This window comes from Ruegeria sp. ABD4_443, assembly GCF_056160865.1.
Genome location: NZ_JBSWYA010000001.1, coordinates 138,796 through 163,917, shown reverse-complemented (window position 1 = coordinate 163,917; position 25,122 = coordinate 138,796). Strand labels below are relative to the sequence as shown.

Annotated in this window: 28 protein-coding genes; 11 read left to right on the top strand and 17 right to left on the bottom strand. The window is 60.3% G+C overall.

Features of this window, described 5'->3' with window-relative positions; all coding sequences use genetic code 11:
* Nucleotides 1–91 precede the first annotated feature (91 nt).
* Genes pstC through phoB form a run of 5 tightly spaced genes read left to right on the top strand, consistent with a single transcriptional unit; the run spans nt 92 to nt 5,124 of the window.
* Entirely contained in the window at nt 92–1,564 is a 1,473-nt protein-coding gene (gene pstC, locus ACXAG8_RS00860) for a phosphate ABC transporter permease subunit PstC (protein ID WP_475221393.1), read from the top strand.
* On the top strand, nt 1,561–2,892 hold the full coding sequence (gene pstA / locus ACXAG8_RS00855; RefSeq protein WP_475221392.1) for a phosphate ABC transporter permease PstA: 1,332 nt from the start codon (nt 1,561–1,563) through the stop codon (nt 2,890–2,892). Before pstC ends, pstA begins: the two co-directional genes overlap by 4 nt.
* Before the next feature lie 24 nt (nt 2,893–2,916).
* Complete coding sequence (gene pstB, locus ACXAG8_RS00850) at nt 2,917–3,705, top strand: phosphate ABC transporter ATP-binding protein PstB (protein WP_475221391.1); 789 nt, start codon at nt 2,917–2,919, stop codon at nt 3,703–3,705.
* A gap of 16 nt (nt 3,706–3,721) precedes the next feature.
* Nucleotides 3,722–4,423, top strand: a complete 702-nt coding sequence (gene phoU, locus ACXAG8_RS00845; RefSeq protein WP_475221390.1) for a phosphate signaling complex protein PhoU — start codon at nt 3,722–3,724, stop codon at nt 4,421–4,423.
* A gap of 11 nt (nt 4,424–4,434) precedes the next feature.
* Nucleotides 4,435–5,124 carry a phosphate regulon transcriptional regulator PhoB gene (phoB, locus tag ACXAG8_RS00840; protein ID WP_475221389.1) on the top strand — a complete coding sequence of 230 codons (690 nt, stop codon included), beginning with the start codon at nt 4,435–4,437 and terminating at the stop codon, nt 5,122–5,124.
* Between the two features lie 20 nt (nt 5,125–5,144).
* Here the strand turns inward: phoB and ACXAG8_RS00835 are convergent, their stop codons facing one another.
* Nucleotides 5,145–6,056, bottom strand: coding sequence for a LysR family transcriptional regulator (locus tag ACXAG8_RS00835; protein ID WP_475221388.1), 912 nt, complete (start codon nt 6,054–6,056; stop codon nt 5,145–5,147).
* A 95-nt stretch (nt 6,057–6,151) separates the two neighbouring features.
* Here ACXAG8_RS00835 and ACXAG8_RS00830 point away from each other — a divergent pair, with 95 nt between their 5' ends.
* Both ACXAG8_RS00830 and ACXAG8_RS00825 read left to right on the top strand, forming a co-directional pair.
* On the top strand, nt 6,152–7,381 hold the full coding sequence (locus tag ACXAG8_RS00830) for an acyl-CoA dehydrogenase (RefSeq protein WP_475221387.1): 1,230 nt from the start codon (nt 6,152–6,154) through the stop codon (nt 7,379–7,381).
* Between the two features lie 129 nt (nt 7,382–7,510).
* Nucleotides 7,511–8,278, top strand: a complete 768-nt coding sequence (locus ACXAG8_RS00825; protein WP_475221386.1) for an SDR family NAD(P)-dependent oxidoreductase — start codon at nt 7,511–7,513, stop codon at nt 8,276–8,278.
* On the opposite strand, the gene ACXAG8_RS00820 is transcribed toward ACXAG8_RS00825, so the two are convergent.
* The 4 genes from ACXAG8_RS00820 to ACXAG8_RS00805 form a co-directional block, all read right to left on the bottom strand.
* Complete coding sequence (locus ACXAG8_RS00820) at nt 8,275–9,144, bottom strand: acyl-CoA thioesterase (RefSeq protein WP_475221385.1); 870 nt, start codon at nt 9,142–9,144, stop codon at nt 8,275–8,277. The genes ACXAG8_RS00825 and ACXAG8_RS00820 overlap by 4 nt on opposite strands.
* Nucleotides 9,145–9,196: 52 nt before the next feature.
* Entirely contained in the window at nt 9,197–10,414 is a 1,218-nt protein-coding gene (locus ACXAG8_RS00815) for a serine hydrolase domain-containing protein (RefSeq protein WP_475221384.1), read from the bottom strand.
* A 222-nt stretch (nt 10,415–10,636) separates the two neighbouring features.
* The gene (locus tag ACXAG8_RS00810) at nt 10,637–11,665 is read right to left on the bottom strand and encodes a phosphotransferase (RefSeq protein ID WP_475221383.1); all 1,029 of its coding nucleotides are present in this window, start codon (nt 11,663–11,665) and stop codon (nt 10,637–10,639) included.
* A gap of 30 nt (nt 11,666–11,695) precedes the next feature.
* Complete coding sequence (locus ACXAG8_RS00805; protein ID WP_475221382.1) at nt 11,696–12,514, bottom strand: SDR family oxidoreductase; 819 nt, start codon at nt 12,512–12,514, stop codon at nt 11,696–11,698.
* Nucleotides 12,515–12,691: 177 nt separating this feature from the next.
* Between ACXAG8_RS00805 and ACXAG8_RS00800 the strand changes: the two genes are divergently transcribed.
* From ACXAG8_RS00800 to ACXAG8_RS00790, 3 genes are all read left to right on the top strand, one after another.
* Nucleotides 12,692–13,693: an NADPH:quinone oxidoreductase family protein gene (locus tag ACXAG8_RS00800; protein ID WP_475221381.1), complete on the top strand. Its 1,002-nt coding sequence runs from the start codon at nt 12,692–12,694 to the stop codon at nt 13,691–13,693.
* A gap of 126 nt (nt 13,694–13,819) precedes the next feature.
* Nucleotides 13,820–14,269 carry a type II 3-dehydroquinate dehydratase gene (gene aroQ, locus ACXAG8_RS00795; protein WP_475221380.1) on the top strand — a complete coding sequence of 150 codons (450 nt, stop codon included), beginning with the start codon at nt 13,820–13,822 and terminating at the stop codon, nt 14,267–14,269.
* Nucleotides 14,266–15,018, top strand: coding sequence for a LuxR family transcriptional regulator (locus tag ACXAG8_RS00790; RefSeq protein WP_475221379.1), 753 nt, complete (start codon nt 14,266–14,268; stop codon nt 15,016–15,018). Before aroQ ends, ACXAG8_RS00790 begins: the two co-directional genes overlap by 4 nt.
* A gap of 437 nt (nt 15,019–15,455) precedes the next feature.
* Here ACXAG8_RS00790 and tsf read toward each other — a convergent pair whose 3' ends face one another.
* The 5 genes from tsf to ACXAG8_RS00765 all read right to left on the bottom strand — a co-directional run bounded on the left by tsf (nt 15,456) and on the right by ACXAG8_RS00765 (nt 19,243).
* Nucleotides 15,456–16,331, bottom strand: a complete 876-nt coding sequence (gene tsf / locus ACXAG8_RS00785) for a translation elongation factor Ts (RefSeq protein ID WP_475221377.1) — start codon at nt 16,329–16,331, stop codon at nt 15,456–15,458.
* 76 nt (nt 16,332–16,407) lie between these two features.
* A complete protein-coding gene (rpsB, locus tag ACXAG8_RS00780) occupies nt 16,408–17,199 on the bottom strand; it encodes a 30S ribosomal protein S2 (RefSeq protein WP_475221375.1) in 792 nt (263 codons plus the stop codon).
* 166 nt (nt 17,200–17,365) lie between these two features.
* Nucleotides 17,366–18,241: a lyso-ornithine lipid O-acyltransferase gene (gene olsA, locus ACXAG8_RS00775; RefSeq protein ID WP_475221373.1), complete on the bottom strand. Its 876-nt coding sequence runs from the start codon at nt 18,239–18,241 to the stop codon at nt 17,366–17,368.
* Nucleotides 18,207–18,962, bottom strand: coding sequence for an L-ornithine N(alpha)-acyltransferase (gene olsB / locus ACXAG8_RS00770; RefSeq protein WP_475221372.1), 756 nt, complete (start codon nt 18,960–18,962; stop codon nt 18,207–18,209). Before olsB ends, olsA begins: the two co-directional genes overlap by 35 nt.
* Before the next feature lie 98 nt (nt 18,963–19,060).
* Nucleotides 19,061–19,243 carry a DUF3553 domain-containing protein gene (locus tag ACXAG8_RS00765; RefSeq protein WP_475221371.1) on the bottom strand — a complete coding sequence of 61 codons (183 nt, stop codon included), beginning with the start codon at nt 19,241–19,243 and terminating at the stop codon, nt 19,061–19,063.
* 46 nt (nt 19,244–19,289) lie between these two features.
* Here ACXAG8_RS00765 and ACXAG8_RS00760 point away from each other — a divergent pair, with 46 nt between their 5' ends.
* Nucleotides 19,290–19,886, top strand: coding sequence for a histidine phosphotransferase family protein (locus ACXAG8_RS00760; RefSeq protein WP_475221369.1), 597 nt, complete (start codon nt 19,290–19,292; stop codon nt 19,884–19,886).
* Nucleotides 19,887–19,898: 12 nt separating this feature from the next.
* On the opposite strand, the gene ACXAG8_RS00755 is transcribed toward ACXAG8_RS00760, so the two are convergent.
* The 7 genes from ACXAG8_RS00755 to ACXAG8_RS00725 form a co-directional block, all read right to left on the bottom strand.
* Nucleotides 19,899–21,161: a glutamate-5-semialdehyde dehydrogenase gene (locus ACXAG8_RS00755; RefSeq protein WP_475221368.1), complete on the bottom strand. Its 1,263-nt coding sequence runs from the start codon at nt 21,159–21,161 to the stop codon at nt 19,899–19,901.
* A gap of 51 nt (nt 21,162–21,212) precedes the next feature.
* Entirely contained in the window at nt 21,213–22,319 is a 1,107-nt protein-coding gene (gene proB / locus ACXAG8_RS00750; protein ID WP_475221367.1) for a glutamate 5-kinase, read from the bottom strand.
* Nucleotides 22,307–23,341 (bottom strand): GTPase ObgE, encoded by a 1,035-nt coding sequence (obgE, locus tag ACXAG8_RS00745; protein ID WP_475221366.1) that lies wholly within the window; start codon nt 23,339–23,341, stop codon nt 22,307–22,309. Before obgE ends, proB begins: the two co-directional genes overlap by 13 nt.
* Before the next feature lie 37 nt (nt 23,342–23,378).
* Nucleotides 23,379–23,915: a GNAT family N-acetyltransferase gene (locus ACXAG8_RS00740; protein ID WP_475221365.1), complete on the bottom strand. Its 537-nt coding sequence runs from the start codon at nt 23,913–23,915 to the stop codon at nt 23,379–23,381.
* Nucleotides 23,912–24,070 carry a hypothetical protein gene (locus ACXAG8_RS00735; RefSeq protein WP_475221364.1) on the bottom strand — a complete coding sequence of 53 codons (159 nt, stop codon included), beginning with the start codon at nt 24,068–24,070 and terminating at the stop codon, nt 23,912–23,914. The genes ACXAG8_RS00740 and ACXAG8_RS00735 overlap by 4 nt, the downstream gene beginning before the upstream one ends.
* A 93-nt stretch (nt 24,071–24,163) precedes the next feature.
* Nucleotides 24,164–24,433 carry a 50S ribosomal protein L27 gene (rpmA, locus tag ACXAG8_RS00730; protein WP_039535512.1) on the bottom strand — a complete coding sequence of 90 codons (270 nt, stop codon included), beginning with the start codon at nt 24,431–24,433 and terminating at the stop codon, nt 24,164–24,166.
* Nucleotides 24,434–24,444: 11 nt separating this feature from the next.
* Nucleotides 24,445–25,089: a 50S ribosomal protein L21 gene (locus ACXAG8_RS00725; protein WP_475221362.1), complete on the bottom strand. Its 645-nt coding sequence runs from the start codon at nt 25,087–25,089 to the stop codon at nt 24,445–24,447.
* Nucleotides 25,090–25,122: the final 33 nt, after the last annotated feature.

Sequence of the window (25,122 nt, the reverse complement as noted above, 5' to 3'; positions counted from 1 at the left end):
CGCCTTTGGTTTGAACAGCCCGGAGGGCGGCGCGACCCGCCGCCCTCTCAGCACCCCGAATATTCCCCAAAACCAGACCTGAGAGGGTGTCATGCCAATCCTTTGGCTTTTCCTGATCGTCATCGCAATCGCCGCCGTCGGGTATGTACTCGGGCGGTCGCGCGCGCTTCAGGGCGCGGGCGGCGACAGCCGCAACCTGCATTCCCTGCCCAGCTTCTATGGCGCAAATGTCGCGCTGAAGACGGTCGTACCGGCCTTTGGTCTGCTGATTATCTGGCTGCTGGCGCAGCCGCTTTACGTCAATTCCCAGATTTCCGGGATGATCCCTGACAGTGCCGTCAAGGAAGGGTCGTCCCACAGCCTTGTGATGGCCGAGGTGCGCCGCACCTCCGAAGGTCTGAACAATGCCGTGGCACAGGGCGCCATCACCGAAGAACAGGCGCAGAACGCCCGTGCCGATTTCACCGATATGACTCAGCGTCTGAAAGATGCCGGTCAGGTGGTGACCTCAAACATTACCCAAACGGTGTTGCAGGCGGCTCAGCGCTATCGGATCATGAACGCGACCGGCTATTCCATTATGTCGATTGCGGTGATCCTGGTGGCGCTGGTCGGCGCTGTCTTTAGCTGGGTCCAAACCAACGCAGACTATCGCGCCCGCAACGTTGTAGAGCAAGGTGTCCGGGTCCTTCTACTCGGTGCCGCCTCAATCGCGATCCTCACCACGGTCGGGATCGTTCTTTCGCTGGTGTTCAACACCTGGGAATTCTTCAAACTGTACCCGGCAACGGATTTCTTTTTTGGCACAACCTGGGCGCCCAGCTTTTCGGGGCGCGGCGGGTCGTCATCCTTGGGCATCCTGCCCTTACTGTGGGGCACGTTCTACATCTCGCTCGTGGCGCTGCTGGTCGCTGTGCCGATCGGCCTTTTCGCGGCGATCTACCTGAGCGAATACGCCTCGCCAAAGGTCCGCGCCTTTGCCAAGCCTTTGCTTGAGGTTCTGGCCGGTATCCCGACCATCGTCTACGGCCTGTTCGCGCTGCTGACCGTCGGCCCCCTGTTGCTGAGCGTCTTTGGCGATGACGGGCTGGGCTGGATGAAAGCGGGCACGGCGGTCATGACTGCGGGTCTGGTGATGGGGATCATGCTGATCCCGTTTGTCTCGTCCCTGTCGGATGACATCATCAACGCCGTTCCGCAGGCCATGCGGGATGGGTCCTACGGTTTGGGTGCCACGCAATCCGAAACCATCCGCCAGGTCGTTCTTCCGGCCGCGCTGCCGGGGATTGTCGGCGCCATCCTTCTGGCCGCGTCGCGCGCCATCGGGGAAACCATGATCGTGGTTCTCGGCGCTGGCGCCGCCGCCCGCCTGAGCCTTAACCCATTCGAAGCCATGACCACCGTCACGGCCAAGATCGTCAGCCAGTTGACCGGGGACGCGGATTTTGCCTCGCCCGAGGCGCTGGTGGCCTTTGCCCTGGGGATGACCCTGTTCATCCTGACACTGGGGCTCAACATCTTTGCCCTCTATATCGTGCGCAAGTACCGGGAGCAGTACGAATGACCGACGCAAGCATGCAGACCCCCGAAACGGGCCGCCACACTGTTTCGCTGACGGCCACGGACCCGCACACGCGCAAACGGGCCAATGCTGAAAAACGGTTCCGCGCCTATGGGATTGCGGCCATTGCAACGGGCCTGTTCTTTCTGGTGGTCCTGTTCACATCCATCCTGTCCGAAGGGATACCGGCCTTTAAACGCACGGTCGTAAGTGTCGATTTCACCCTGACCGAGGCACAGCGCACCGAAGCCGAAGGTGAATTGTTCAAGACCAAGGCCTATTCGAGCCTGTTCATTGCCGCCCTGAAATCCGAACTGGACGAGCGCGGATTGAACGTCGCGGTCGACGAGGCAGCAATCGAGCGCCTTTTGGGCAAGGTCGGCGGAACCATCCGCACATTCTACAGCGACAACCCGGACAAGATCGGCCAGCCGGTCGCCTTTGACCTGACCGCATCAAGCCGGGTGGACGGGTATTTCAAGGGCCGCGTGTCCCGTGACACGATGCAGGACAGCCGGTTCCTGCAGAAAAGCGACCTGGACCTTGTTGATGCGCTGGAAGAGGCCGGGATCGTCAAACAGGCGTTCAACTGGCCCTTCATCACAGGGGCGGACTCGGGCGTGGACAATCCGGGCGGCGCCGGGATCGGTGCCTCGGTCGTGGGGTCGTTCTTCATGATGCTGGTTGTCCTTGGCCTGTCGCTGCCCATCGGTGTGGCCGCGTCGATCTATCTGGAAGAATTCGCGCCGCAGAACCGGTTTACCGACCTGATCGAGGTGAACATTTCGAACCTGGCCGCGGTTCCGTCGATCGTCTTCGGTATCCTGGGTCTGGCCGTGTTCATCCAGTTCATGCACTTGCCGCAATCGGCGCCTTTGGTCGGGGGGCTGGTGCTGACCCTGATGACCCTGCCGACAATCATCATCTCGACCCGCGCATCGCTCAAGGCGGTTCCGCCGTCGATCCGTGATGCGGCGCTTGGGGTAGGGGCCTCGAAGATGCAGGCGGTATTCCACCATGTGCTGCCGCTGGCGGCCCCCGGTATCCTGACCGGCACCATCATCGGACTGGCGCAGGCGCTTGGCGAAACCGCGCCGCTGCTGCTGATCGGAATGGTTGGGTTCGTGGCCCGTGGATACCCTGACGGTTTTCTTGCCGGATTCACCGAGCCCAACTCGGCCATGCCGGCCCAGATCTATACCTGGGCTGCGCGGGCGGATGTCGGGTTTTACGAAAAGGCATGGGGCGGGATCATCATTCTTCTGATTTTCTTGCTGTCGATGAATATAATCGCAATCATCCTGCGCCGCCGCTTTGAACGCCGCTGGTAAAAAGGGGCCTGAACAATGAACGACATGTCGCGAGTGGAGAGAGAAGTGGACACGAACGAAATCAAGCTGGAGTGCCGTGACTGCCAAGTCTACTACGGCGACACTCACGCCATCAAAGATGTGAATGTCGACATCGAAGACAAGACCGTCACCGCCTTTATCGGCCCGTCGGGCTGCGGCAAGTCGACATTCCTGCGCTGCCTGAACCGGATGAACGACACGATCGATGTCGCCCGCGTCGAAGGCTCGTTCCGGCTGGATGGCGAAGACATCTATGACAAGCGCGTCGACCCGGTGCAGCTGCGCGCAAAGGTAGGCATGGTGTTCCAGAAGCCGAACCCGTTCCCCAAGTCGATCTATGACAACGTGGCCTATGGGCCGCGCATTCACGGGCTGGCCAAGAACAAGGCCGATCTGGACGAGATCGTCGAAAAATCCCTGCGCCGCGGCGCGATCTGGAACGAGGTCAAAGACCGGCTGGATGCGCCGGGCACCGGCCTGTCAGGTGGTCAGCAACAGCGTCTGTGCATCGCCCGCGCCGTTGCGACCGAACCCGAGGTTCTGTTGATGGACGAGCCCTGCTCGGCGCTGGACCCGATTGCCACCGCGCAGGTCGAGGAACTGATCGATGAATTGCGCAGCCAGTATTCGGTCGTGATCGTGACGCACTCGATGCAGCAGGCGGCCCGCGTCAGCCAGAAGACCGCGTTTTTCCACCTGGGCAACCTGGTCGAGTTTGGCGAAACCGGTCAGATTTTCACGAACCCCGTTGATCCGCGCACGGAAAGCTACATTACCGGCCGGATCGGCTGAGAGCAGGTATTCAGAAATGAGCGAACAACATATTGCATCCGTTTTCGACCGCGATCTCGAGGCCATTCAGGCCCATATCATGAAAATGGGCGGGCTTGTCGAAGCCTCGATCATTGGCGCCGCGCGCTCGTTGGAAGAGCGTGACGAAGAACTGGCCACCGACGTCCGCAAGGGCGACGCCGCCATTGACGCCCTCGAAGAGCTGATCAACGAAGAAGCCGCCCGCCTGATTGCGCTGCGCGCCCCCACGGCGGGTGACCTGCGGCTTGTCCTGTCGGTGATGAAGGTTTCGGGCAACCTGGAACGCATCGGGGATTATTCCAAGAATATCGCCAAGCGGACCTCGGTGCTGGTTGAGGCGTCCCATATCGACGGCAGCGCTGCAGCCCTGCGGCGCATGGCGCGTGAAGTGGAACGGATGCTGCGCGACGCGCTGGATTCCTATATTCAACGCGACGCCGAACTTGCCGCCGACGTCATCGAACGCGACGCCGAGGTGGATCAGATGTATAACGGGCTGTTCCGCGAACTTCTGACCTTTATGGCCGAGGATCCCCGCAACATTTCGGCATGTATGCATCTGCACTTTATCGCCAAGAACGTTGAACGTATGGGCGACCACGTGACCTCGATTGCCGAACAGGTGGTTTACCTGGTTACCGGCGAACGTCCGACCGAGGCGCGCACCAAGGCCGACAGGACGTCGCAGACTGTGTAGGAGATCGGATCATGTCCGCAGATCAACCAACCGTGCTGGTGGTCGAGGATGAACTGGCCCAGCGCGAAGTGCTGGCCTACAACCTCGAAGCCGAAGGGTTTCGGGTGTCCAAGGCCGGCAGCGGCGACGAGGCGTTGTTGCTGGTCGATGAGGACAGCCCCGACATCATCGTCCTTGACTGGATGATGCCCAATCTCAGCGGGATCGAGGTCTGCCGCCGCCTGAAAATGCGCCCCGATACCCGAACCATTCCGATCATCATGCTATCGGCCCGCTCGGAAGAGGTGGACAAGGTGCGCGGCCTGGAAACCGGCGCTGATGACTATGTGGTCAAACCCTATTCGGTCGTTGAACTGATGGCGCGCGTGCGCACGCAATTGCGCCGCGTGCGCCCCGCAACGGTTGGGCTCAGGCTGGAATTCGACGACATCATCCTGGATTCAGAAACCCACAAGGTCAGCCGCGACAGCCAACCGCTGAAACTTGGCCCGACCGAGTTTAGGCTGCTGAGCACATTCATGGAAAAACCTGGCCGGGTCTGGAGCCGCGAACAGCTTTTGGACCGGGTCTGGGGTCGCGACATCTATGTCGATACGCGCACCGTGGATGTGCATATCGGCCGGTTGCGCAAGGCGCTGACGCAGCATGGCGGCAACGATCCGGTTCGGACAGTGCGTGGCGCGGGGTATGCGTTGGGGTAAACCCAGCGCATCGGGCGGGGCTATCTGGGCAGGGTTTCGTCGACTTGCGCCTGCGACCCTAGCCAATGGCGAAATGCGCGCAGGTTTGCGTCATCTGACTTCGCCTTGGGCCAGACCAGGTAATAGGCGCCCATCGTCTCGGTCGTGTCCGGAAACAGGGCCACCAGATCACCCGTCGCAAGGTCCTGTTCGATCAGGTAATTGGGCAGCAGCGCCGCACCCAGACCATGCAACGCGGCCTGGTTGATCGTGGTAAACTGATCATGCACCGTGCCGGGCAGGGGGCCTGCGTGCTGAACCCCCATCTGCCGGAACCAGTCCTGCCACGCCCGAGGTCTGGTCTGGATGTGCAACAGCGGCATCCGCAGCAGATCCTGCGGGCTGTCCACCGACCCCGCCGCCAATAGCTGCGGCGCGCAAACCGGCACGACCCGTTCAAGACGCAGCAGCAACCGGTCCGTTCCGGGCCAGTTCGTTTCGCCAAAATGCAACGCCGCATCAAAGGGTTCCGCATCAAAGTTGAAGGGTCTCAGGCGGGTTGCCATGTTGATCGTGATCTCGGGGTGGCGGCGCGCAAAATCGGGCAGACGCGGAACCAGCCAGCGCATCCCGAAGGTGGGCAATATGGCAAGGTTCAGGGTCCCGCCAACAGGTGCGACATGCAGCTTGACCGAGGCTTGCGCGATCAGGTTCAGCCCCTGCCGGATATCGGCAACATAAGTTTGCGCAACAGGCGTCAGCGACAGACGTTTCTTTTCCCGGCTGACCAGCGAAACACCCAGTTGCGCCTCAAGCGTTTGCAACTGGCGGCTGACCGCGCTTTGGGTCAGCGCAAGTTCCTCGGCCACGGCTGAGGCCGAACCAAGGCGGTCCAATGCTTCGAGCGCCCGAAGCGAGGCGATTGACGGGTATAGACGGCGAGAATGGCTCATCTATTCCCTTTACTCATGTTACTTTGCCAATGTCTTGCTGTTTTTTGCGAAAACCGCAGGGTAGGGTGCGCGCAACCCCTGACAGGAGGACCATTATGACCGCCGCCGACACACGACCTGCCCTGCGCGACAAGGATGCGCCCGATCTTGGTTCTTTCACATGGCAGGACCCATTCCGGATTGCCGACCAGCTGACCGAAGAAGAACGGCTGATCGCCGACAGCGCCCAGGCCTATGCGCAAGAAAAACTGCAACCGCGTGTGACCCAGGCCTTCCTGAACGAGGAAACCGACCCCGATATCTTCCGTGAAATGGGTGAAATGGGCCTGTTGGGCACCACCATCCCCGAAGAATACGGAGGCATCGGCGCAGGCTATGTCGCCTATGGTCTTGTCGCGCGCGAGGTCGAGCGGGTCGATTCCGGCTATCGCTCGATGATGTCCGTCCAGAGTTCGCTGGTCATGTACCCGATCTATGCCTACGGAAGCGAAGAGCAGCGCCAAAAATACCTGCCCAAACTTGCCAGTGGCGCATTCATCGGCTGCTTTGGCCTGACAGAACCGGATGCAGGCTCGGACCCGGCTGGCATGAAGACCCGCGCCGAAAAGATTGACGGCGGTTATCGCATCACCGGCACCAAGATGTGGATTTCGAACGCGCCGATTGCAGATGTCTTTGTTGTTTGGGCCAAGTCCGATGCCCACGATGGCAAGATCCGCGGCTTCATCCTGGACAAAGGCATGAAGGGTCTCAGCGCACCGAAAATTCAGAACAAGTTGAGTCTGCGCGCGTCGATCACCGGCGAGATCGTGATGGACGGCGTCGAGGTGGACGAGGGCGCCTTGCTGCCACATGTCCAGGGCTTGAAAGGACCGTTCGGGTGCCTGAACCGCGCAAGATACGGGATCAGTTGGGGCGCCATGGGCGCAGCCGAGGCCTGTTGGCATGCCGCGTATCAATACGGTCTGGACCGGAAACAGTTCAACCGGCCCTTGGCGCAGACGCAATTGTTCCAACGCAAACTTGCCGACATGCAGACCGAGATCTCACTGGGCTTGCAAGCCAGCCTGCGCGTCGGTCGGTTGATGGATCAGGCACAGGCCGCACCCGAGATGATCTCGATCATCAAACGAAACAATTGCGGCAAGGCGCTGGATATCGCACGGATGGCGCGTGACATGCACGGTGGCAACGGCATTTCACTGGAATTCAACGTGGTGCGCCATATGGTCAACCTTGAGACCGTGAATACCTATGAGGGGACACATGACGTTCACGCCTTGATCCTTGGGCGCGCGCAGACCGGGTTGCAGGCATTCTACTAGGGTCATCTATTAATCGCGTAATCGGTATTATGGTAAAATATAGACAAGGCAGTTACGGTCAAATTCGGGCTGACGACGTGTTTTCAAGATGTTACGCTGATCTCTGAACACAGCCAAGGAGCGCGCCCCATGGACCTGAAGGGAAAGACGGTTGTCGTCACTGGCGCTGCGTCGGGTATCGGAAAAGGTCTGGCCGAAGGTTTCGCAGAACAAGGCGCGCGGATCGTCTGTGCCGATATCGATGTCCAGGGCGCGCGCGAACTGGCGCGGCAATTGGATGGCCACGCGTTCGAATGCGACGTGTCCAGAGAAAGCGACATTCAGGCGTTGATTGCCCAGGTCGAAGATCAGATCGCCCCGATTGATCTGTTCTGCGCCAACGCTGGCATCCTTACGCTGGGCGGCCCGGAAACCTCTGACGCGGACTGGGACCGGACTTGGAAAACCAACGTGATGTCGCAGGTCTGGACGGCACGGCATCTGGTGCCGCGCATGTTGGCGCGCGGCCACGGCTACATCCTGATTACCGCCTCGGCAGCCGGCTTGCTGAACCAGCCCGGTGCCGCGCCGTATGGCGTCACCAAACACGCATCCGTCGGCTTTGCCGAGTGGCTGGCTTTGACCTATGCCCATCGTGGCATCAAGGTTTCCGTTCTGTGCCCACAGGCCGTTCGATCCGAGATGATGAAAGGTCACGAGTTTTCGGTGGCGTCCGTGGACGGCATACTTGAACCCAAGGACGTCGCCGAGACCTGCGTTCAGGCATTGCGCAATGAACAGTTCCTGATCCTGCCACATACGCAAGTTCAGGACTATATCCGTTTAAAATCACAGGATTACGACCGCTGGATTGCCGGAATGAACATGTTGCATCAACGGTTTTCCGACGGGGATTAACCCGGTTTTCGCGCCCGCCGCAACAGACCTTCTTGTGCGACCGACGCGACAAGAACGCCGTCTTGGCTATAAATCGAGCCCCGATTGAAACTGCGCCCCTGCCCGGTCCATGGCGCATCCATGGAATACAGATGCCAGTTCTGAAACTGGACCGGTGCGTGGAACCACATCGCGTGATCCAGACTTGCGCCGTTGATCTCTCCGGTGAACCAGCTTAGCCCATGTGGCCGCATCCCCGAGCTTAACAGCCCCATGTCTGACGCATAAGCCAGCAACAGGTGCTGGGTGATGGTATCGGCCTCGTTCGCGGCATTCATACGGAACCACAAGTGATTGGTGTCACTTGTTTTTTCAGGCTGAAACAGGTCAAGGGGTTCAACCTCGGTCACTTCGATGGGGCGTTCGCGCATCAATTCGGCACGCAGGCTTTCGGGAACGCGGGCCATGTATTTGTCGCGCAATTCATCCCGCGAGGCATGAAATTCAGGGGCCAGAACATCCGGCATCGGGTGCTGATGGTCCCAGCCCTCATCCTTGATGTGGAAAGATGCCGACATATTCAGGATCTGTTTGCCATGCTGAATGGCCACAACGCGCCGGGTCGTGAACGAGCTTCCGTCCCGTGCCCGATCAACTTGATAAATAACGGGAATATCCGGGTCGCCGGGGCGGATGAAATAGGCGTGCAGCGAATGACACAGGCGGTCATCCACGGTGCGATAGGCCGCGGCAAGCGCCTGCGCGATCACCTGCCCACCGAATATCCGCATGGGCGTTTCGCCGCCGGACCCGGTTCCGCGAAACAGGTCCACTTCCAGCCGTTCGATATTCAACAGGTCCAGCAGGACGCGTTCGGCCTCGGTCATGTGCGAATCTCCGGTTTTGGATGACAGGTTGCGGGTAACAGCCGCCCGGCCATCAATCAATCAACGCGCCATGGATAAGCGCCTTGAGTTCCGACCGGGACGGGTAAGAGCTGGACGGTGAAAGCTGGGTAAAGAAGACCACGCTCAGGTCATTTTCGCGGTCGATCCAGAAAAAGGTCGACGCCATGCCGCCCCAGCTGAAGTCACCGACCGACCCCGGCGTGCGGGCCCTGCCCGGGTCCAGAACCACAGCGCCGCCCAGACCAAAGCCCATGCCGTCCATCGGCTGCTCGGCGAAACTCTGTGGTCCCATCGATGCGATGTCGCCCGGCAAGTGGTTGGACAGCATGAAATCCACGGTCTTGGGGCTCAGCAACCTGCCCTGCCCCGCCTTGCCCGGGTTTCGCAGCATTTCCGCAAACCGCATGTAATCGTCGATGGTACTGACAAGTCCGCCACCACCGGAAAAGGTCGTGGTGGCTTCAAAGGGTGAATGCCCGGCCTGATCCACCAGACGCAATGTGTCGCCGCCCGACTGCGCCCTGTTCAGCGCCATCGCGTCCCCGGCCAACGGCGTATAAAGCGATGCAAACCGGTCCAGCGCATCGGGCGCCACCGAAAACCCGGTTTCTGACATGCCCAGGGGGCCGAGAATATGGTCGGCAAAGAACCGGTCCAGCGGTTGCCCCGAGGCAACTTCGACCACGCGCCCGATCACGTCAATTCCGACCGAGTATTCCCAGCGCGTGCCGGGCTGAAAGCCCAAGGGCAAGCTGCTGAGTTTGACGACATTGTCGGACAGAAGCCCTTGATCCGGTTTGAAAATCAAGTCCATCTCATCCATCGCCCGCGGCAGGACGCCCGGATTGAACGGATAGCTGAGACCGCTTGTATGCGTCAGCAATTGATGCAGGGTCGGGGTCGCGGCATCTTCGGTCTGGTCAATCCGTATGGCCCCATCAACCAGCGCCTGCATGTCTTTGAATTCGGGCAGGAAATCGGAAACCGGCGCGTCCAGGTGGAACATTCCGCGTTCCACCAGCATCATCAGCGCAACACTGGTTACCGGCTTGGTCATCGAATAGATCCGGGTCACCGTATCGCGCTGAAACGGCAGGTTCTTTTCAACACTGCGTTGACCGCAGGCATGGAACAACACCTCTTGCCCCTTGTGGGAAATCAGCACCGCGCAGCCGGGGTATTTTCTTTGATCGACATAGCCCTGCATCCATTGTGGAATGCGGCTCAGGCGTTTCTCATCAAATCCCATTTCAGGCTCAAATTCCTGTTGTCTTGTCCATTCGGCCAATCATGCCGTTTCGCGGCGGCAAGCGACAGTCAAAAAATGGCGGTTATCTGATTGGGCAGCGTTCGGGGCCGATCCGCACGTTGGCCAACAGGTGTTGCCGGGGGCCAACCCGGGGCGTCGCAAAAATGACGAAGATCTGGAAAAATTCCCCTTGATTGCGGCGCAGCCCCCGCAAGGGTTTCGCTATTGATCCAGCGCAGACAACCCGAACTTGGCAAATCCCGGCACGTAAGAGCCCAGAATGCGCGCCCGGTCAGGGTCCGAGGCATTGCCGTCAAGCGCGCGCTTGTAAACGCCTTGCAGAATTCCGGCCATGCGGAAAAAGTTGAACGCCAGGTAGAACCCGAAATCCTCGATCCCCGGCAATCCGCGACGTCTGCAATAGCTTTCGATGAATGCGGCATCCGACGGCAGCCCCAGCTCATCGCGGTCGACACCGGCCAATCCGCGACCGTCTTTGCCGGGCGGCATCTGCCATTGCATGATCACTGCCGCAAGGTCGGCATAAGGGTGGCCGATGGTCGACAATTCCCAATCCAGAACACCGATGCACCTGCTGCCACCCTGTTCAAACATCAGGTTGTCGATCCTGAAATCCCCATGCACCAGCGTTCTTTGCCCGTCATCCGCCGGGATCGACGCCTGCAAACGGGTCATGAGATCGTCCATATCAGCGATCGTTTCCGTTTCAGAGGCGCGGTATTGCTTTGTCCAGCGGGCCACCTGACGTTCAAAATAATTGCCCTGAGGCCCGAAATCAGACAGACCGACAGCGTCGATATCCACCTCGTGCAGATCGGCCAGAACCCGGTTCATTTCGTCCAGAACCGCCTTGCGCGTTTCGATTGTTTCGCCCGGCATTGTCGGTTCGAAAAAACCGCGACCCTCCAGCCGTTCCATCACGTAGAAGGCCGATCCGATGACGCTGTCATCTTCGCAAAGCAGGTACATTTCCGGCACCGGAACTTTGCTGTTGCTCAACGCGCTCTGAACGCGAAATTCGCGATCCACGGCATGCGCCGATTTCAGCAATATGCCGGGCGGTTTGCGGCGCAGCACATAGGTCCGGCCGGGGATCTGCAACTCGTAAGTCGGGTTTGACTGGCCGCCGGTGAACTTGGTGGCGGTCAACGGCCCCTGATAGCCGGCCAGGTTCCGCTCAAGATAGGCATCGACCGAGACCAGGTCCAGATTGTCCATGTCAGCAGGCATATACGTGGCCTCCGTTGTTGCGATCCCGCGCTATAGGGCGTCGGCAAAGATGTTGCCGCCCGTGACCACGTTGATGCCGCCCGATACGGGAATGACCGCGCCGGTCACATAACCGCCGCCGGGACCGCACAGAAACAGCAAACAGCCACCGATATCCTCGGGGCGGCCCACGCGCCCCAACGGTACTGACTTTCCGACTTTCTCGCGCTTGTCCGCATCGGCCGTGGCAAAGGCCGTCATGCGCGACACGAAGGGTCCCGGCGCGATGGCGTTTACCGTCACCTTGAACGGTGCCAGCTCTTTGGCCAGGATTTTCGTCAGGTGAATAACGGCCGCCTTCGAGGCCGAATAGCTGTAGGCGCCGTCGCCCATCGGCACTTCGCCCATGACCGACGCCACATTCACAACGCGCGCCGGATCCTGGTCCGATCCGGCCTTCATCAGCAATGGCAGCAATTTCTGCGTCAGGTCGAAAATGCCCGCAACGTTTACAGACATGACCTTATCCCAGGCGTCATAGGGGAATTGCCCCATTGGCGCACCCCAGGACACACCGGCATTATTCATCAAAATATCAAGGCTTTGCACGCGGCTCTTGACCTCAGACACCAGCGCGTCTATGCCGTCCTGACTGCCGATATCCCCGGCAAAGCCTTCGGCCGAACCTGGCGCCCCCAAGGCGTTCAGCTCCGCCGCGACGGCCTCGCACGCATCACCCTTGCGGGATGCGATCAACACCCGTGCGCCGCCGCGCACCAGCGCCTCGGCGGCCATGCGCCCGATCCCGGTTGCGCCGCCTGTGACCAGTGCCGTTTTGCCCTGGACCGAGAATAAGAGTTCCGGTGTCATTTCGTCCCCTTTTTGGTTCGCGCGACGCTTGCAACACAGCCTCCGATCCCGGGTTTCGGTCCGGTTGGGACGGGCCGCCTGTTTCGCGTCGCAACGTTGCATTTTGCTATTGCCTTGACAATAACGGCCTGTGCTTCATCGTGGCTGTCCCGACAATGGTTGCGAACAGAGGGCCGAATGCAAGCGTTACTGAGCGTCGCTCCGGGTGGACCGGAAACACTGGAACTGACCACCCTGCCCGATCCCACCCCCAAAAGCCGAGAAATCCTGGTTCGGGTGCGCGCCGCCGGTGTCAATTTCCCCGATACCCTGATGATCAACGATCTGTACCAGATCAAGCCGCCGCGCCCATTCGCGCCCGGAGGCGAGATCGCGGGCGAGGTCATTGCTCTGGGGCCGGACACCTCGGGCTTTGCCGTCGGCGACAGGGTGCTGGCCTTGACCGGCTATGGGGGGTTTTCCACCCATCTGAACATCAAGGCACAGGCCGCAATCCCGTTTCCGGCCAGCATGCCCTATGACGATGCCGCGTGCTTTGTTTTCACCTATGGAACATCCTATCACGCGCTGAAAGACCGGGCCGCGCTGCAAGCGGGTGAAACGCTTTTGGTGCTGGGGGCCGCAGGCGGGGTCGGATCGGCCGCGATCGAACTGGGCAAGGCCATGGGCGCACGCGTCATCGCCGCCGTTTCCTCGGCCGACAAGGCCGCATTCTGCAAATCCGTCGGGGCGGATGAAACAATCGTCTACGCGCGCGATATGACACGCGAGGCGCAAAAAGACCTGTCGGCTCAGATCAAGGCGCTGGCAGGCGGCGACGGGGTCGATGTCGTCTATGACGCGGTTGGCGGCGACTATGCCGAACCCGCCCTGCGCAGCATGGCCTGGAATGGCCGCTTTCTGGTGGTCGGGTTTCCGGCCGGGATCCCAAAGATCCCGCTCAACCTGCCGCTTCTCAAAGGGTGCCAGATTGTCGGCGTGTTTTGGGGCGCATCCGTATTTCGCGATCCCGCCGGGCATGCCTCCAACATGAAGGACCTGTTTGACCTTTACGGCAAAGGCCAGATCAAGCCGCGCATTTCCCAGCGTTTTGACCTGCCGCAGGCGGCGCAGGCCCTGACCCTTTTGGGTGACCGGACGGTCCTTGGCAAAGTCGTCGTGACCATGGGGGATGGCTGAGGCAATTCGAACCGCCGCCCTGCCCCGCCAAATGTCACCACCCGGGCATTCGCGTCATAAGCGCGCGGCCCGGTGGACATGCCCACCATTTCGCGTTTATCAAGAATCAATGGGGACATTGAGAAAATGCACAATATTCTGGTACTGAATGGCCCGAACCTCAACCTGCTGGGAACACGGCAGCCCGAGGTCTATGGCCATACCACATTGAAGATGATCGAAGACCTGTGCGTGGCGCATGGTCAACGCGCTGGCCTGACGGTCACCTGCGCGCAATCCAACCACGAAGGTGTTCTGATCGATGCGATCCATGACGCCAGGGGAAAGCAGGCCGGTATCGTCCTGAATGCCGGGGCATTCACCCACACATCCGTGGCGCTGATGGATGCGATCTCGTCCGCACAGGTCCCCGTGGTCGAGGTGCACCTGTCCAACATTCACGCGCGCGAGGCTTTCCGGCACAAATCCTTCATCGCCCCCGTGGCGCTTGGCCAGATCTGTGGTTTCGGCGCCCAGGGCTATGTCATGGCGCTGGACGCGCTGGCGACCCATCTTGGTGACGGGGGCGCCGGATGACCCTTGGCGAATACCTGAACTTTGTCAGCTATGCCAAGACGCTGGAAGAGTTGTGGGACGCCCATTGCCGGCAGATGAGCGCCTTTGGCTTTGACCGCCTGCTGTATGGTTACACGCAATACCGCACCAAGACTTCGCTGGGCGATCCCGAGGATTTCGTGATCCTGTCCAATCACTGCAAGGAATACCTGGACGGGTTCCTTGACGGCGGCCTGTATTTCCATGCGCCCATGCTGAAATGGGCCCTGCAGAACGAAGGCGCTGCCAGTTGGCGCATGATCAATGAACTCATGGCCGATGGAACGATGACCCCCGAGGAACGCCGGGTCTTTGATTTCAACGCGTCCAAGAACATTACCGCCGGATATACGGTCAGCTTCAACTCTGTCTCGTTGCGCTCGAAAGGGGCCATATCGCTGGCCGCCCGTAACCTGAGCCAATCCCAGGTCGACGCCGTCTGGTCGGAACATGGGCAAGACATTCTTTTGATGAACAATATGGCGCATCTCAAGATCCTCACCTTGCCCTATAACGCCCCCAACCGGGCCCTGACAAAACGTCAGCGCGAAGCACTGGAATGGGTCGGTGACGGAAAGACCACGCAGGATATAGCCCTGCTGATGGGCCTGACCTCGGCCACCGTTGAAAAGCACCTGCGCCTCGCCCGCGAGGCCCTGTCGGTCGAAACCACGGCACAGGCCGTCTTGAAGGCCTCGTTGCAAAACCAGATGTTCGTGATGGAAGCCTGAACCGGGAAAACGGCCGGTTCCAAACGGCAAAGTTTACCTAGGGTAAGGAAATCATGACTTTTCGAATCCCGCCAAAAAATTGCACAATCGCCTCGTTCCGTGAGTGGTGGCTTTTGCCAAAGGAACATTTGATCGGATCCTTGTGATTTCAGGGCTCTCCGGTCGCTCTGACACAGGGGGCGCTTATTCGTCCGCGTACCTTTTGTTGGAATTTTTGAGGGGCCTCGACCATCCCCATCATGCGGGGCCCCTCAATCCCCATCCCGGCCCTTTTCCCTAAGGCAAGACCCTTCCTCCCCCTTCTCGTTCAGCGCGATCCCATTTGCGGGCTTTGACAAGGCCGAAAATGCATCGCCGCCAGACACGAAAAAACCGGCTGCGCACGGGCGCAACCGGTTGATTTTTCAGTCTCGTCGGCCGAGGCCCTGACGATAGACTTAGCCTTGGGCTGCCTTGGCAACTTCGGCGGCGAAGTCTTCTTTTTCAACGACGATACCTTCGCCGACTTCCATGCGGATAAAGCCGGTGACGGTCGCACCCGCTTCCTTGGCGGCGGCTTCGACGGTCAGGTCAGGGTTGACGACGAACTGCTGGTTCAGCAGCGTCGATTCAGCCACGAACTTCTTCATGCGGCCGATGATCATCTTTTCGATCACCTGCTCCGGCTTGCCGGATTCGCGGGCGATGTCCATCTGAACCTGCTTTTCCTTTTCGACAATGGCGGGGTCCATGTCTGCTTCGGACAGGGCGGCGGGGTTCACCGCGGCGATGTGCATCGCGATCTGCTTGCCGATGGCTTCGTCACCACCGGTCAGAGCAACCAGAACACCGATCTTGCCCATGCCGTTGGTTGCCGCGTTGTGGACGTAGGACACAACCGTATCGCCCGACAGTTTGGCCATACGGCGCACCGACATGTTTTCACCGATGGTGGCAATCTTGTCGGTCAGCGTGTCCGACACGGATTTGCCGCCCAGGTCCGCCGCCAGCAGCGCGTCAACATCCGCGACACCTTCAGCAGCATAGGCGATCTTGCCAACCATTTCCTGGAACTCGGCGTTCTTTGCAACAAAGTCGGTTTCCGAGTTCACTTCGACCGCAACACCGTTGCCGCCATTGACGTGAACAGCAACCAGGCCTTCGGCCGCGGTACGGCCCGATTTCTTGGCCGCCTTGGCCAGACCCTTGGTGCGCAGCCAGTCAACGGCTTCGTCCATGTTGCCGCCGGTTTCAGTCAGCGCTTTTTTCGCGTCCATCATGCCTGCGCCGGTCTGGTCGCGCAGTTCTTTCACCATTGCTGCTGTGATTGCCATCTTTTGGCTCTCCTCAATTCAAACGGATTTGGGGCAGGTCTACCCTGCCCCATATGTCATTAACGTGACGGGAAGCTTACGCTTCGGCCGAAGCGTCTGCTTCTGCCGGGGCTTCTTCGGCAACGGCTTCTTCAACCGGCGCTTCTTCGAAGGCACCCAGGTCAACGCCTGCGGCACCCATCTGAGCGGTCATACCGTCCAGAGCGGCGCGTGCGGCCAGATCGCAGTACAGAGCGATTGCGCGCGCTGCGTCATCGTTGCCGGGGATGATGTAATCAACACCATCGGGCGAGCAGTTGGTGTCGACCACAGCCACAACCGGGATGCCCAGCTTGTTGGCTTCGGCGATTGCCAGCGATTCTTTCTTGACGTCGATGACGAACAGCAGGTCAGGAACACCGCCCATTTCGCGGATACCGCCCAGCGACGCCTGCAGCTTGATCTGGTCACGTTCCATGCCCAGACGCTCTTTCTTGGTCAGGCCCTCGGCGCCCGATTCCATGGCTTCGTCGATCTGGTTCAGACGGTTGATCGACTGGGAAACGGTTTTCCAGTTGGTCAGCGTGCCGCCCAGCCAGCGGTGGTTCATGTAGTACTGAGCCGACTTTTCAGCGGCTTCGGCGATCGGCTGAGCTGCCTGACGCTTGGTACCGACGAACAGAACGCGGCCGCCTTTGGCGACGGTGTCACGAACAGCCTGCAGAGCCTGGTCCAGCATCGGAACGGTCTGAGTCAGGTCCATGATGTGGATGCCATTGCGCGAGCCGTAGATGAACGGACCCATGCGGGGATTCCAACGCTGTGTCTGGTGACCAAAGTGAACGCCAGCTTCCAGCAGCTGACGCATGGTGAACTCGGGAAGAGCCATGCTATTTTCCTTTTCCGGTTTACGCCTGGGCGGGGGTGAAAGAAGCGGATGCTCCAACCGGCGGTCTTGATGAGGATGTCTCCCTCAAAAAGGCCAAACCCCGCCTGCGGGTTTGAATGGCGCGCGTATACGGCAGGACGTGCGTCAGCGCAAGGGCCAAATGCCCCTATTTTTCAAGCCGCGCCAAGCTGTGCGCATGACGCACCGCCGCCTCGCAATGCGCCGCCAGCGCCTTGCGGTTTTCAAAGTCGCTGACCTTGGCAGGTTCATGATAGATCAGCTCGACCGCCCCCTGCCGACGCGCGCCAAGCGTCTTGAGCAGATGCGGCCCGAATTCCATGTCTCCCCACCAGCCATAGAACCTGTCTGGTTGCCCTTTGGGTGCGTGGAACACGACCGAAACCGGCTGAACATACATGAAACTGCGCAACTCTTCTGCGAAGAACGCCGCAAATAGTGTTGTTTTAAAAGGCAAAACCCGCAGTCCGTCGGTCGAGGTGCCCTCGGGGAAAAACAGCAGTTTATGGCCCGCCTTCAAACGCTCTTGAAACACCCGGGTCTGTTCCTGCGCCTTTTTGCGGTCCCGTTCGATAAAGACTGTGCCCGTGGCCCGCGCAAGCCAGCCGATGCCGGGCCAGTTGGCGACCTCGGCCTTGGACACAAAATAGATCCGCTTGCGCGCGTTCAGCGCGAATATATCCAGCCATGACGTGTGGTTGGCCACAACCGCGCCGGATTCGTGCATCAACCTGCCCGATACCCGAAACCCCATCCCCAGGATTCGGAACGCGTTGCGGCATACAAATTGCGTGACGAATGGCGTTATCGGGCGGCGCAGACCGAAAAGCGGTCGTTCGATCAGCCGAAGCGCCAGCAACACGGCCAGTCCGCCGAACACCAAAACCGCCAGCGGCAGGCCGCGCAACAGGACCAATACCCATCCGATCGGGCCCAAGACAATGGGATCGGGCGCATCTTCGCTGTTCCAAAGCGGGTCGTTCACCGTGTCACGCCCCGCCGTAGATGCGTTTTTGGCGGTCATTCATGCGCGCCGTGTCCAGGATCAGGCAAACGTCGGTCGTGTTGAACGCATGATCAATGAACGCCCCCTCGCCGACAAAGCCCCCCAGCCTCAGATACGCTTTTATCAAGGCGGGCACCTGAACCATGGCCGCCCGCCGGTCAAGATCGGTTTCTGCAACCAGGTCCATGGGTTGAAAGGCATCGGCCTGGGCCCGCACCCTGAGGTCGGGTGGCGCCAGATGGTTGTGATGCAACATGGACAGAGGCTGCGCCAGTTCTTGCGGGTCCGTTCCGTGAAAGCTGGCAACGCCAAACAGAACCTCGACCTGGTGTTCCGCGACATAGGCCGCAAGCCCGTTCCACAGGTGGTACATCGCCATACCGCCGCGATAGTCGGGATGCAGGCATGAACGCCCAAGCTCCAGCAACTTGCGGCCGCCTTGTTTCAGCACCGTCAGGTCATATTCATCCTCGGAATAGAACTGCCCGACCTGCGCGGCGCGCGCGCCCGGCAAAAGCCTGTAGACACCGACAACCGCGCCGCTGCGATCGTCGATGGCCAGCATGTGGTCGAAATAGGGGTCGAACCTGTCCCGCTCCAGCCCGGCCTGGTGATCGACCATTTCGCCGCCGCCGCCCAGTTCGCGCACGAACACGTCATAACGCAGCCGCTGGGCCGCGCGCAGTTCGTCGTCGGTTTCGGCCAGTTTGACAGTAAAGGAAGGGCCTGCGTCCGGCATTGAGCGTTCCGTTCTTGTTTTCGCGCTGATACCGCAGTTGGCGGGCCGATGGCAACATGCGCGGGAAAGCCGGGGCGTTAACCTTTCCTAAACCAGTTTCACAGATCAAAGACGGGCATCAGGGCGATGCGTGTCCCGTCGATCACCACTTTCCCCTGCTCGCGAAAGTTCACGGTGATCTTGCCGGCGACGTTGGACTGAACCTGTCCAACGCCCCAATCGGGGAAATCCGGGTGGCGGACAAACATGCCCGGTGCAAGTATGGCATTCAGGTCTGTCATGTGGCGACTCCGGTCCGGCAAAAGGCAGATGCAGCAGGAGGTACGCATGGGCGCATCGGACGTCAACCTGGCCGAGCTGGTCGGCTCCCGGATCTGTCACGATCTGATCAGCCCCATCGGGGCGGTCACGAACGGGTTGGAGTTGCTGGATATGGTCGGATCAGCCCGCGGCCCCGAGATGGACCTGATCACCGGCAGCGTTGCCAGCGCCGGTGCGCGTATCCGGTTTTTCCGTGTCGCCTTTGGCGCCGCCAGCGATCACCCGCTTGGACGAACGGAAATTTCCCAATTGCTGAGCGATATCCAGAACGCGGGCCGGGTTCGGGTTCATTGGGCCCCGTCCGACGCGGTGCCGCGCAGCCTGGTCAAACTGGCATTCCTGGCCGCCCTGTGCTGTGAAAGCGCGATGCCCCTGGGTGGCGATGTTCAGATCACATCACAGGACGGCAAGCTTGACGTGACCGGTTCAGCGGACCGGCTGAGCATCGACGCCGCGCTTTGGAACGGGTTGCAAACCGGCCGGTTCGAAACAGGACTGACCCCGGCGCAGGTGCAATTCGCGCTGTTGGCCGAAACGGCCCGCGCCCAAGGCCGGCGGATCACGCTGGAAACAGCGACAACCCGCATCGCCTTGCGGCTGTGACGGCGCGCGCGGTCAGGCCCGCGTGGCCCCGTCACCGGTCACCAGGTATTTGAAGCTGGTCAATTGCGCGGCCCCAACCGGCCCGCGCGCATGCATCTTGCCAGTCGCGATGCCGATCTCGGCCCCCATTCCGAACTCGCCCCCATCCGCAAACTGGGTCGAGGCGTTATGCATCAGGATGGCGCTGTCCAGACGCTGAAAGAAACGCGCGGCGGCGGCGCTGTCCTCGGTCATGATGCAATCGGTGTGGTTCGACCCGAAACTGCGGATATGCGCGATTGCGTCATCAATATCGGCAACCGGCTTTGCGGCGATCACGCTGTCCAGAAACTCTTTGCCCCAATCGTCATTGGTGGCGGCAACCGTCCCGTCAATGGCCAGGGCTCCGGCGGCATGTACCTCGACGCCACTGGTCAGCAAGGCGGCAACCAGGTCACGGCCCAATGTCTCGGCCACGTCCTGATGCACCAAAAGACATTCGGCCGCACCGCAAATCCCCGTCCGGCGCGTCTTGGCGTTCAGCACAACGTCAAGCGTCTTGCGCGGGTCGGCGTCCTTGTCGACATAGATGTGAACGATCCCTTCGAGATGCGCAAAGACCGGCACGCGGGCTTCGCGTTGCACCAGCCCGACCAGCCCCTTGCCGCCGCGCGGCACGATCACGTCCACACATTCCGTCATCGTCAACAATTCCTGCACCGCGGCCCGGTCGCGGGTCGGCACAAGCTGGATGGCATCCTCGGGCAGGTTCGCGGCCTTCAGCCCCTGAACAAGGCAGGCGTGAATGGCCACCGAGGAATGCAGCCCCTCGGACCCGCCGCGCAAAATCACCGCATTGCCGGATTTCAGGCACAACGCGCCCGCATCAGCTGTCACGTTGGGGCGGCTTTCATAGATCACGCCAATCACGCCCAAGGGCGTGCGCACACGCTGGATATGCAGGCCCGAGGCCATATCCCATTCGCTGAGAACCTCGCCCACGGGATCGGCCTGTTCGGCGACGGCGCGCAGCCCGTCGACCATGCCCTGAATGCGGCTTTCATCCAGCATCAGACGATCCATCATCGCCGGGCTTAGCCCCTTGTCGCGGCCAAATTCCAGGTCTTTCTTGTTGGCCTCGATGATATCGGCACGATTGGCCCAAACCGCGTCTGCCGCTGCAATCAGGGCTGCGTGTTTCCGCTCGGCACTGGCATAGGCCAGTTCGCGTGACGCTGCCCGGGCCCGTTGCCCCAGATCGGCCATCAGCGCGGGGATGTTGTCAAAATCTTTCATCTCATGAGCCTTTCTCGTCATCGGTCTGTTGCGCCGCGAAATTCTGCCATGTCACAGCGCCAGGTCGTCCCGGTGGATAAGAACCGCGCGTCCGGGATAGCCCAGCGTGGCCTCGATTTCCGAGGATTTCCGCCCCTTGATGGCGTCGGCCTCTTGCGCGGTGTACCGGCTGAGCCCCTGCGCCAACCGGCGGGCCATTGGATCGAATATAGCAACTGGATCGCCGCGGCCAAAATCGCCGGTCACCTCGACAATACCGGCAGGCAACAGGCTTTTGCCATTGCTCAAGGCCGTGGCCGCGCCCGCATCCACCACAATTTCGCCCCGCGGCTTCATCGCCGATATCCAGCGCTTGCGGGCCGCCTGCGGGTCCATGGCCGCCGTGAACCATGTGCAATTTGCACCGTTTTCCAGCGATTTCAGTGGGTTCAGCGTCGATCCTTCGGTAATGACCATATCGCAACCGGCGGCAGTTGCCATGCCGGCAGCCAACAGCTTGGTCTTCATGCCACCCTTGGACAGCCCCGAGCCCGCATCGCCTGCCATGGCTTCGATCTCGGGGGTGATCGTGTCAATCACGTCAAAGCGTTTGGCCGCCGGATCTTCGGCAGGGTTCCCGGAATAGAATCCGTCAACATCCGACAGCAAAATCAGTTGATCGGCCCCAACGGTCACCGCAATCTGGGCGGCCAAACGGTCGTTGTCGCCATAGCGAATCTCGTCGGTGGCGATGGTGTCATTTTCGTTGACGATCGGAACCACACCCAGCCCCAGCAGCGTTTCCAGCGTCGCGCGCGAATTCAAATAGCGGCGCCGATCCGCGCTGTCCTCAAGCGTTACAAGCACTTGCGCGGTGGTGATGCCGTGGGGTGTCAGTGCCTCTTCATAGGCGCGGGCCAGCCTGATTTGCCCCACCGCGGCGGCGGCCTGCGATTTTTCCAGCGCAAGGGCCGCCTTGGGCAGGCCCAGAACCTCGCGCCCCAGCGCGATCGAGCCCGAGGACACAAGGATAACGTCAATCCCCAGCCCCTTGAGCCATGCAACATCGCGCGCCAGCGCATGCAGCCATTCGGACCGCAGCAACCCGCTTTGGCGATCCACCAACAAGGCTGACCCGATCTTGACAACCAGCCTTTTTGCCCTGGTCAGGGTTGCCACGTCGATGTCTCCTCGGCGGGTTTTTGACGCAGGCGGTTTTCGTCAATCTGGGACCGCAGGGCGCGCAGCACCTCGGTGACGCCCAGATGGGCAACCCCGGACATGGTCATGACGGGACCGCCCACCGCCTCTTGCAGCGCGTCCCTGGCCTGTTCCCGTTCGCCATCGTCGAGCGCGTCAATCTTGTTGAGAACGGTGATCCGCGGTTTTTGCGCAAGCTCTCCGCCATAGGCTTCGAGTTCGTGAATAATCGTCCGGTAATCTTCGGCCAGGGTTTCCGAGGTTCCATCAACCAGATGCAGCAGAACCGCACAGCGTTCCACATGGCCGAGGAAACGGTCACCGATTCCGCGCCCTTCATGTGCGCCTTCGATCAGGCCGGGAATGTCGGCAACGACAAATTCGACATTGTCCACGCCAACGACGCCCAGGTTGGGGTGCAGGGTCGTGAACGGGTAATCGGCGATCTTGGGGCGCGCATTCGACGTGGCGGCCAGAAAGGTCGACTTGCCCGCATTGGGCATGCCCAGCAGGCCAACATCGGCAATCAGCTTCAGCCGCAGCCAGATGGTGCGGTCTATTCCCGCCTGCCCCGGATTGGCCCGGCGCGGCGCCTGGTTGGTGGCCGATTTGAAGTGCAGGTTGCCGAAACCGCCATTGCCGCCCTTGGCAAGCAGGACCCGCTGACCGACCTCTGTCAGGTCACAGATGACGGTTTCTTCGTCCTCATCCAGAATCTCTGTGCCGACGGGAACCCGCAGGATGATGTCATCGCCGTCCTTGCCGGTGCGCTGCTGACCGCGGCCCGGTTGGCCGTTCTTGGCAAAGAAATGCTGCTGATAGCGAAAGTCGATCAGGGTGTTCAGCCCATCCACGACCTCGGCCCAGACAGACCCGCCCTTGCCCCCGTCGCCCCCGTCGGGGCCACCATATTCAATGTATTTTTCGCGCCGGAAACTGACGCAGCCATTACCCCCGGCCCCGGACCGGATGTAGACCTTTGCAAGATCGAGAAATTTCATGTCTGTCCCCTACTGCAAAGGCCCCATCGGCCACAAGTCAGAGTTTCTTTGTATATGTCCAGGTGGGCACATTTGCGTCGCGCGCCACCGAATAGGTTTCGGCATCGCCCAGATACTGGAACCCGCAATGGGTCAGCACCCGCGCCGAGGCCGGATTGTCCTGAAACACGCTGGCAAACATGGCCGCGTTGTTCAGCGGATTGGCCATGACCAGCGCTTCGACGGCAAGCGAGGCCACGCCGGTATTCCAGTAAAGAGGTGCAACCCAATACCCGACCTCAGACTGGTTGCGATCCAGCCGCTGCAGGGAAATCAGCCCGATCAGTTCGGGCCCGCCATCCTTGGTGGCATCCAACGCCCAGACGTCTTCGTCGCGGTCCTCTGCCATCGCACGCGCCACGAACGCCTCGATCGAGCCCGGCGGCAACGGATGCGGAATGGTCGTGGTCATACGCGCCACGCGCTCGTCGCCTGCATAATGTTCGATGAGACCCATATCCGAACGGCGCACGGGGCGCAGATCGAACCGCTCGGTTTCGATGACCGGCTGATTGATTATCGTCTCAAGTTTCATGAGTGCGTTCCTCCTCCGAACAACACGAAATTTACGACTGCAACAGCAAAACCAATTAACCCGTACACCAGATATTTTCGCACCCGCCGATCTTCAACCGCGCGCGCGGGCTCGCCCAGGGCGAGAACCGGAAAAATGCGTGCTGTGTCAGTCATCGGGGCATACGATCAAAACGTTGTTAAAACGACAAAAGGGACCGGCATTTTCTGCCGGTCCCCCATGAATTTTCAAACCTTATGGGTTTCGGCTTACTCTGCGGCCTCCGCCACTGGCAGGACCGAAATAAAGGTGCGGTTCTTCAGTCCCTTGTGGAACTTTACGGCGCCATCGGTGGTCGCAAAAATCGTGTGATCCTTGCCCATGCCTACGCCTTCGCCCGGCCAGAACTTGGTGCCGCGCTGACGCACGATGATGTTGCCTGCGATGGCGGCCTGGCCACCATACAGTTTCACGCCAAGGCGGCGACCAGCTGAGTCGCGACCGTTACGGGAGGAACCGCCAGCTTTTTTATGTGCCATTCTCTCTCTCCTTAGCCTTTAGCCAGTTCTTTGGCCTGTTCGATCCAGCCTTCACGCTCGATCCGGCCTTTGAACGAAAGTTTCTCGTCCATAGCAGCAACGTCTGCTTCCGTCCATGCCGCGATTTGGGCAAAGGTGGTGATACCAGCCTCAAGAAGCTTTTTCTCAAGCGCCGGGCCAACACCGGACAGTTTCTTCAGATCGTCCGCGCCAGCGTCGGCAGCGGGTGCCTCGGCCTTTTTCGCAGCGGCTTTCTTGGCCGGCGCCTTTTTCGGAGCAGCAGCTTCGACAGCTGTTGCAGAAACCGAACCGGTTGCAGCCTTGATGCCCGACTTGTCAGCGCCCGACGACAGGATGTCGGTGATCTTGACCAGGGTCAGCTTTTGACGGTGGCCAACGGTACGCTTCGAGCTGTGCTTACGACGGCGTTTGACGAATTTGATGACCTTGTCACCTTTGATCTGTTCGATCACTTCGGCCTGAACGCCAGCACCTTCGACGAACGGTGCGCCAACAACCGGTGCGTCGCCGCCCAGCATCAGAACATCGTTGAATTGAACTTTTTCACCTGCGTCGGCAGCCAGCTTTTCAACACGGAGCACATCGCCCGCCTGAACCTTGTACTGCTTGCCGCCAGTCTTGAGGACCGCAAACATGCGTCTTTCCTTTTCATTCCCGCGTTCTGTGGT

Excerpts from the sequence above, each read along its gene's own strand:
- ACXAG8_RS00815 (WP_475221384.1), bottom strand. The coding sequence starts at position 10,414 with ATGGGATTTGATGAGAAACGCCTGAGCCGCATTCCACAATGGATGCAG.
- ACXAG8_RS00725 (WP_475221362.1), bottom strand. The coding sequence starts at position 25,089 with ATGTTTGCGGTCCTCAAGACTGGCGGCAAGCAGTACAAGGTTCAGGCG.
- ACXAG8_RS00755 (WP_475221368.1), bottom strand. The coding sequence starts at position 21,161 with ATGAAAGATTTTGACAACATCCCCGCGCTGATGGCCGATCTGGGGCAA.
- ACXAG8_RS00760 (WP_475221369.1), top strand. The coding sequence starts at position 19,290 with ATGGGCGCATCGGACGTCAACCTGGCCGAGCTGGTCGGCTCCCGGATC.
- pstC (WP_475221393.1), top strand. The coding sequence starts at position 92 with ATGCCAATCCTTTGGCTTTTCCTGATCGTCATCGCAATCGCCGCCGTC.
- ACXAG8_RS00790 (WP_475221379.1), top strand. The coding sequence starts at position 14,266 with ATGACCCTTGGCGAATACCTGAACTTTGTCAGCTATGCCAAGACGCTG.
- ACXAG8_RS00820 (WP_475221385.1), bottom strand. The coding sequence starts at position 9,144 with ATGACCGAGGCCGAACGCGTCCTGCTGGACCTGTTGAATATCGAACGG.
- pstB (WP_475221391.1), top strand. The coding sequence starts at position 2,917 with ATGTCGCGAGTGGAGAGAGAAGTGGACACGAACGAAATCAAGCTGGAG.
- ACXAG8_RS00740 (WP_475221365.1), bottom strand. The coding sequence starts at position 23,915 with ATGAAACTTGAGACGATAATCAATCAGCCGGTCATCGAAACCGAGCGG.
- ACXAG8_RS00825 (WP_475221386.1), top strand. The coding sequence starts at position 7,511 with ATGGACCTGAAGGGAAAGACGGTTGTCGTCACTGGCGCTGCGTCGGGT.
- ACXAG8_RS00800 (WP_475221381.1), top strand. The coding sequence starts at position 12,692 with ATGCAAGCGTTACTGAGCGTCGCTCCGGGTGGACCGGAAACACTGGAA.
- ACXAG8_RS00810 (WP_475221383.1), bottom strand. The coding sequence starts at position 11,665 with ATGCCTGCTGACATGGACAATCTGGACCTGGTCTCGGTCGATGCCTAT.
- aroQ (WP_475221380.1), top strand. The coding sequence starts at position 13,820 with ATGCACAATATTCTGGTACTGAATGGCCCGAACCTCAACCTGCTGGGA.
- tsf (WP_475221377.1), bottom strand. The coding sequence starts at position 16,331 with ATGGCAATCACAGCAGCAATGGTGAAAGAACTGCGCGACCAGACCGGC.
- ACXAG8_RS00735 (WP_475221364.1), bottom strand. The coding sequence starts at position 24,070 with ATGACTGACACAGCACGCATTTTTCCGGTTCTCGCCCTGGGCGAGCCC.
- ACXAG8_RS00765 (WP_475221371.1), bottom strand. The coding sequence starts at position 19,243 with ATGACAGACCTGAATGCCATACTTGCACCGGGCATGTTTGTCCGCCAC.
- rpmA (WP_039535512.1), bottom strand. The coding sequence starts at position 24,433 with ATGGCACATAAAAAAGCTGGCGGTTCCTCCCGTAACGGTCGCGACTCA.
- phoB (WP_475221389.1), top strand. The coding sequence starts at position 4,435 with ATGTCCGCAGATCAACCAACCGTGCTGGTGGTCGAGGATGAACTGGCC.
- ACXAG8_RS00830 (WP_475221387.1), top strand. The coding sequence starts at position 6,152 with ATGACCGCCGCCGACACACGACCTGCCCTGCGCGACAAGGATGCGCCC.
- pstA (WP_475221392.1), top strand. The coding sequence starts at position 1,561 with ATGACCGACGCAAGCATGCAGACCCCCGAAACGGGCCGCCACACTGTT.
- olsB (WP_475221372.1), bottom strand. The coding sequence starts at position 18,962 with ATGCCGGACGCAGGCCCTTCCTTTACTGTCAAACTGGCCGAAACCGAC.
- obgE (WP_475221366.1), bottom strand. The coding sequence starts at position 23,341 with ATGAAATTTCTCGATCTTGCAAAGGTCTACATCCGGTCCGGGGCCGGG.
- olsA (WP_475221373.1), bottom strand. The coding sequence starts at position 18,241 with ATGACCGCCAAAAACGCATCTACGGCGGGGCGTGACACGGTGAACGAC.
- ACXAG8_RS00805 (WP_475221382.1), bottom strand. The coding sequence starts at position 12,514 with ATGACACCGGAACTCTTATTCTCGGTCCAGGGCAAAACGGCACTGGTC.
- phoU (WP_475221390.1), top strand. The coding sequence starts at position 3,722 with ATGAGCGAACAACATATTGCATCCGTTTTCGACCGCGATCTCGAGGCC.
- ACXAG8_RS00835 (WP_475221388.1), bottom strand. The coding sequence starts at position 6,056 with ATGAGCCATTCTCGCCGTCTATACCCGTCAATCGCCTCGCTTCGGGCG.
- rpsB (WP_475221375.1), bottom strand. The coding sequence starts at position 17,199 with ATGGCTCTTCCCGAGTTCACCATGCGTCAGCTGCTGGAAGCTGGCGTT.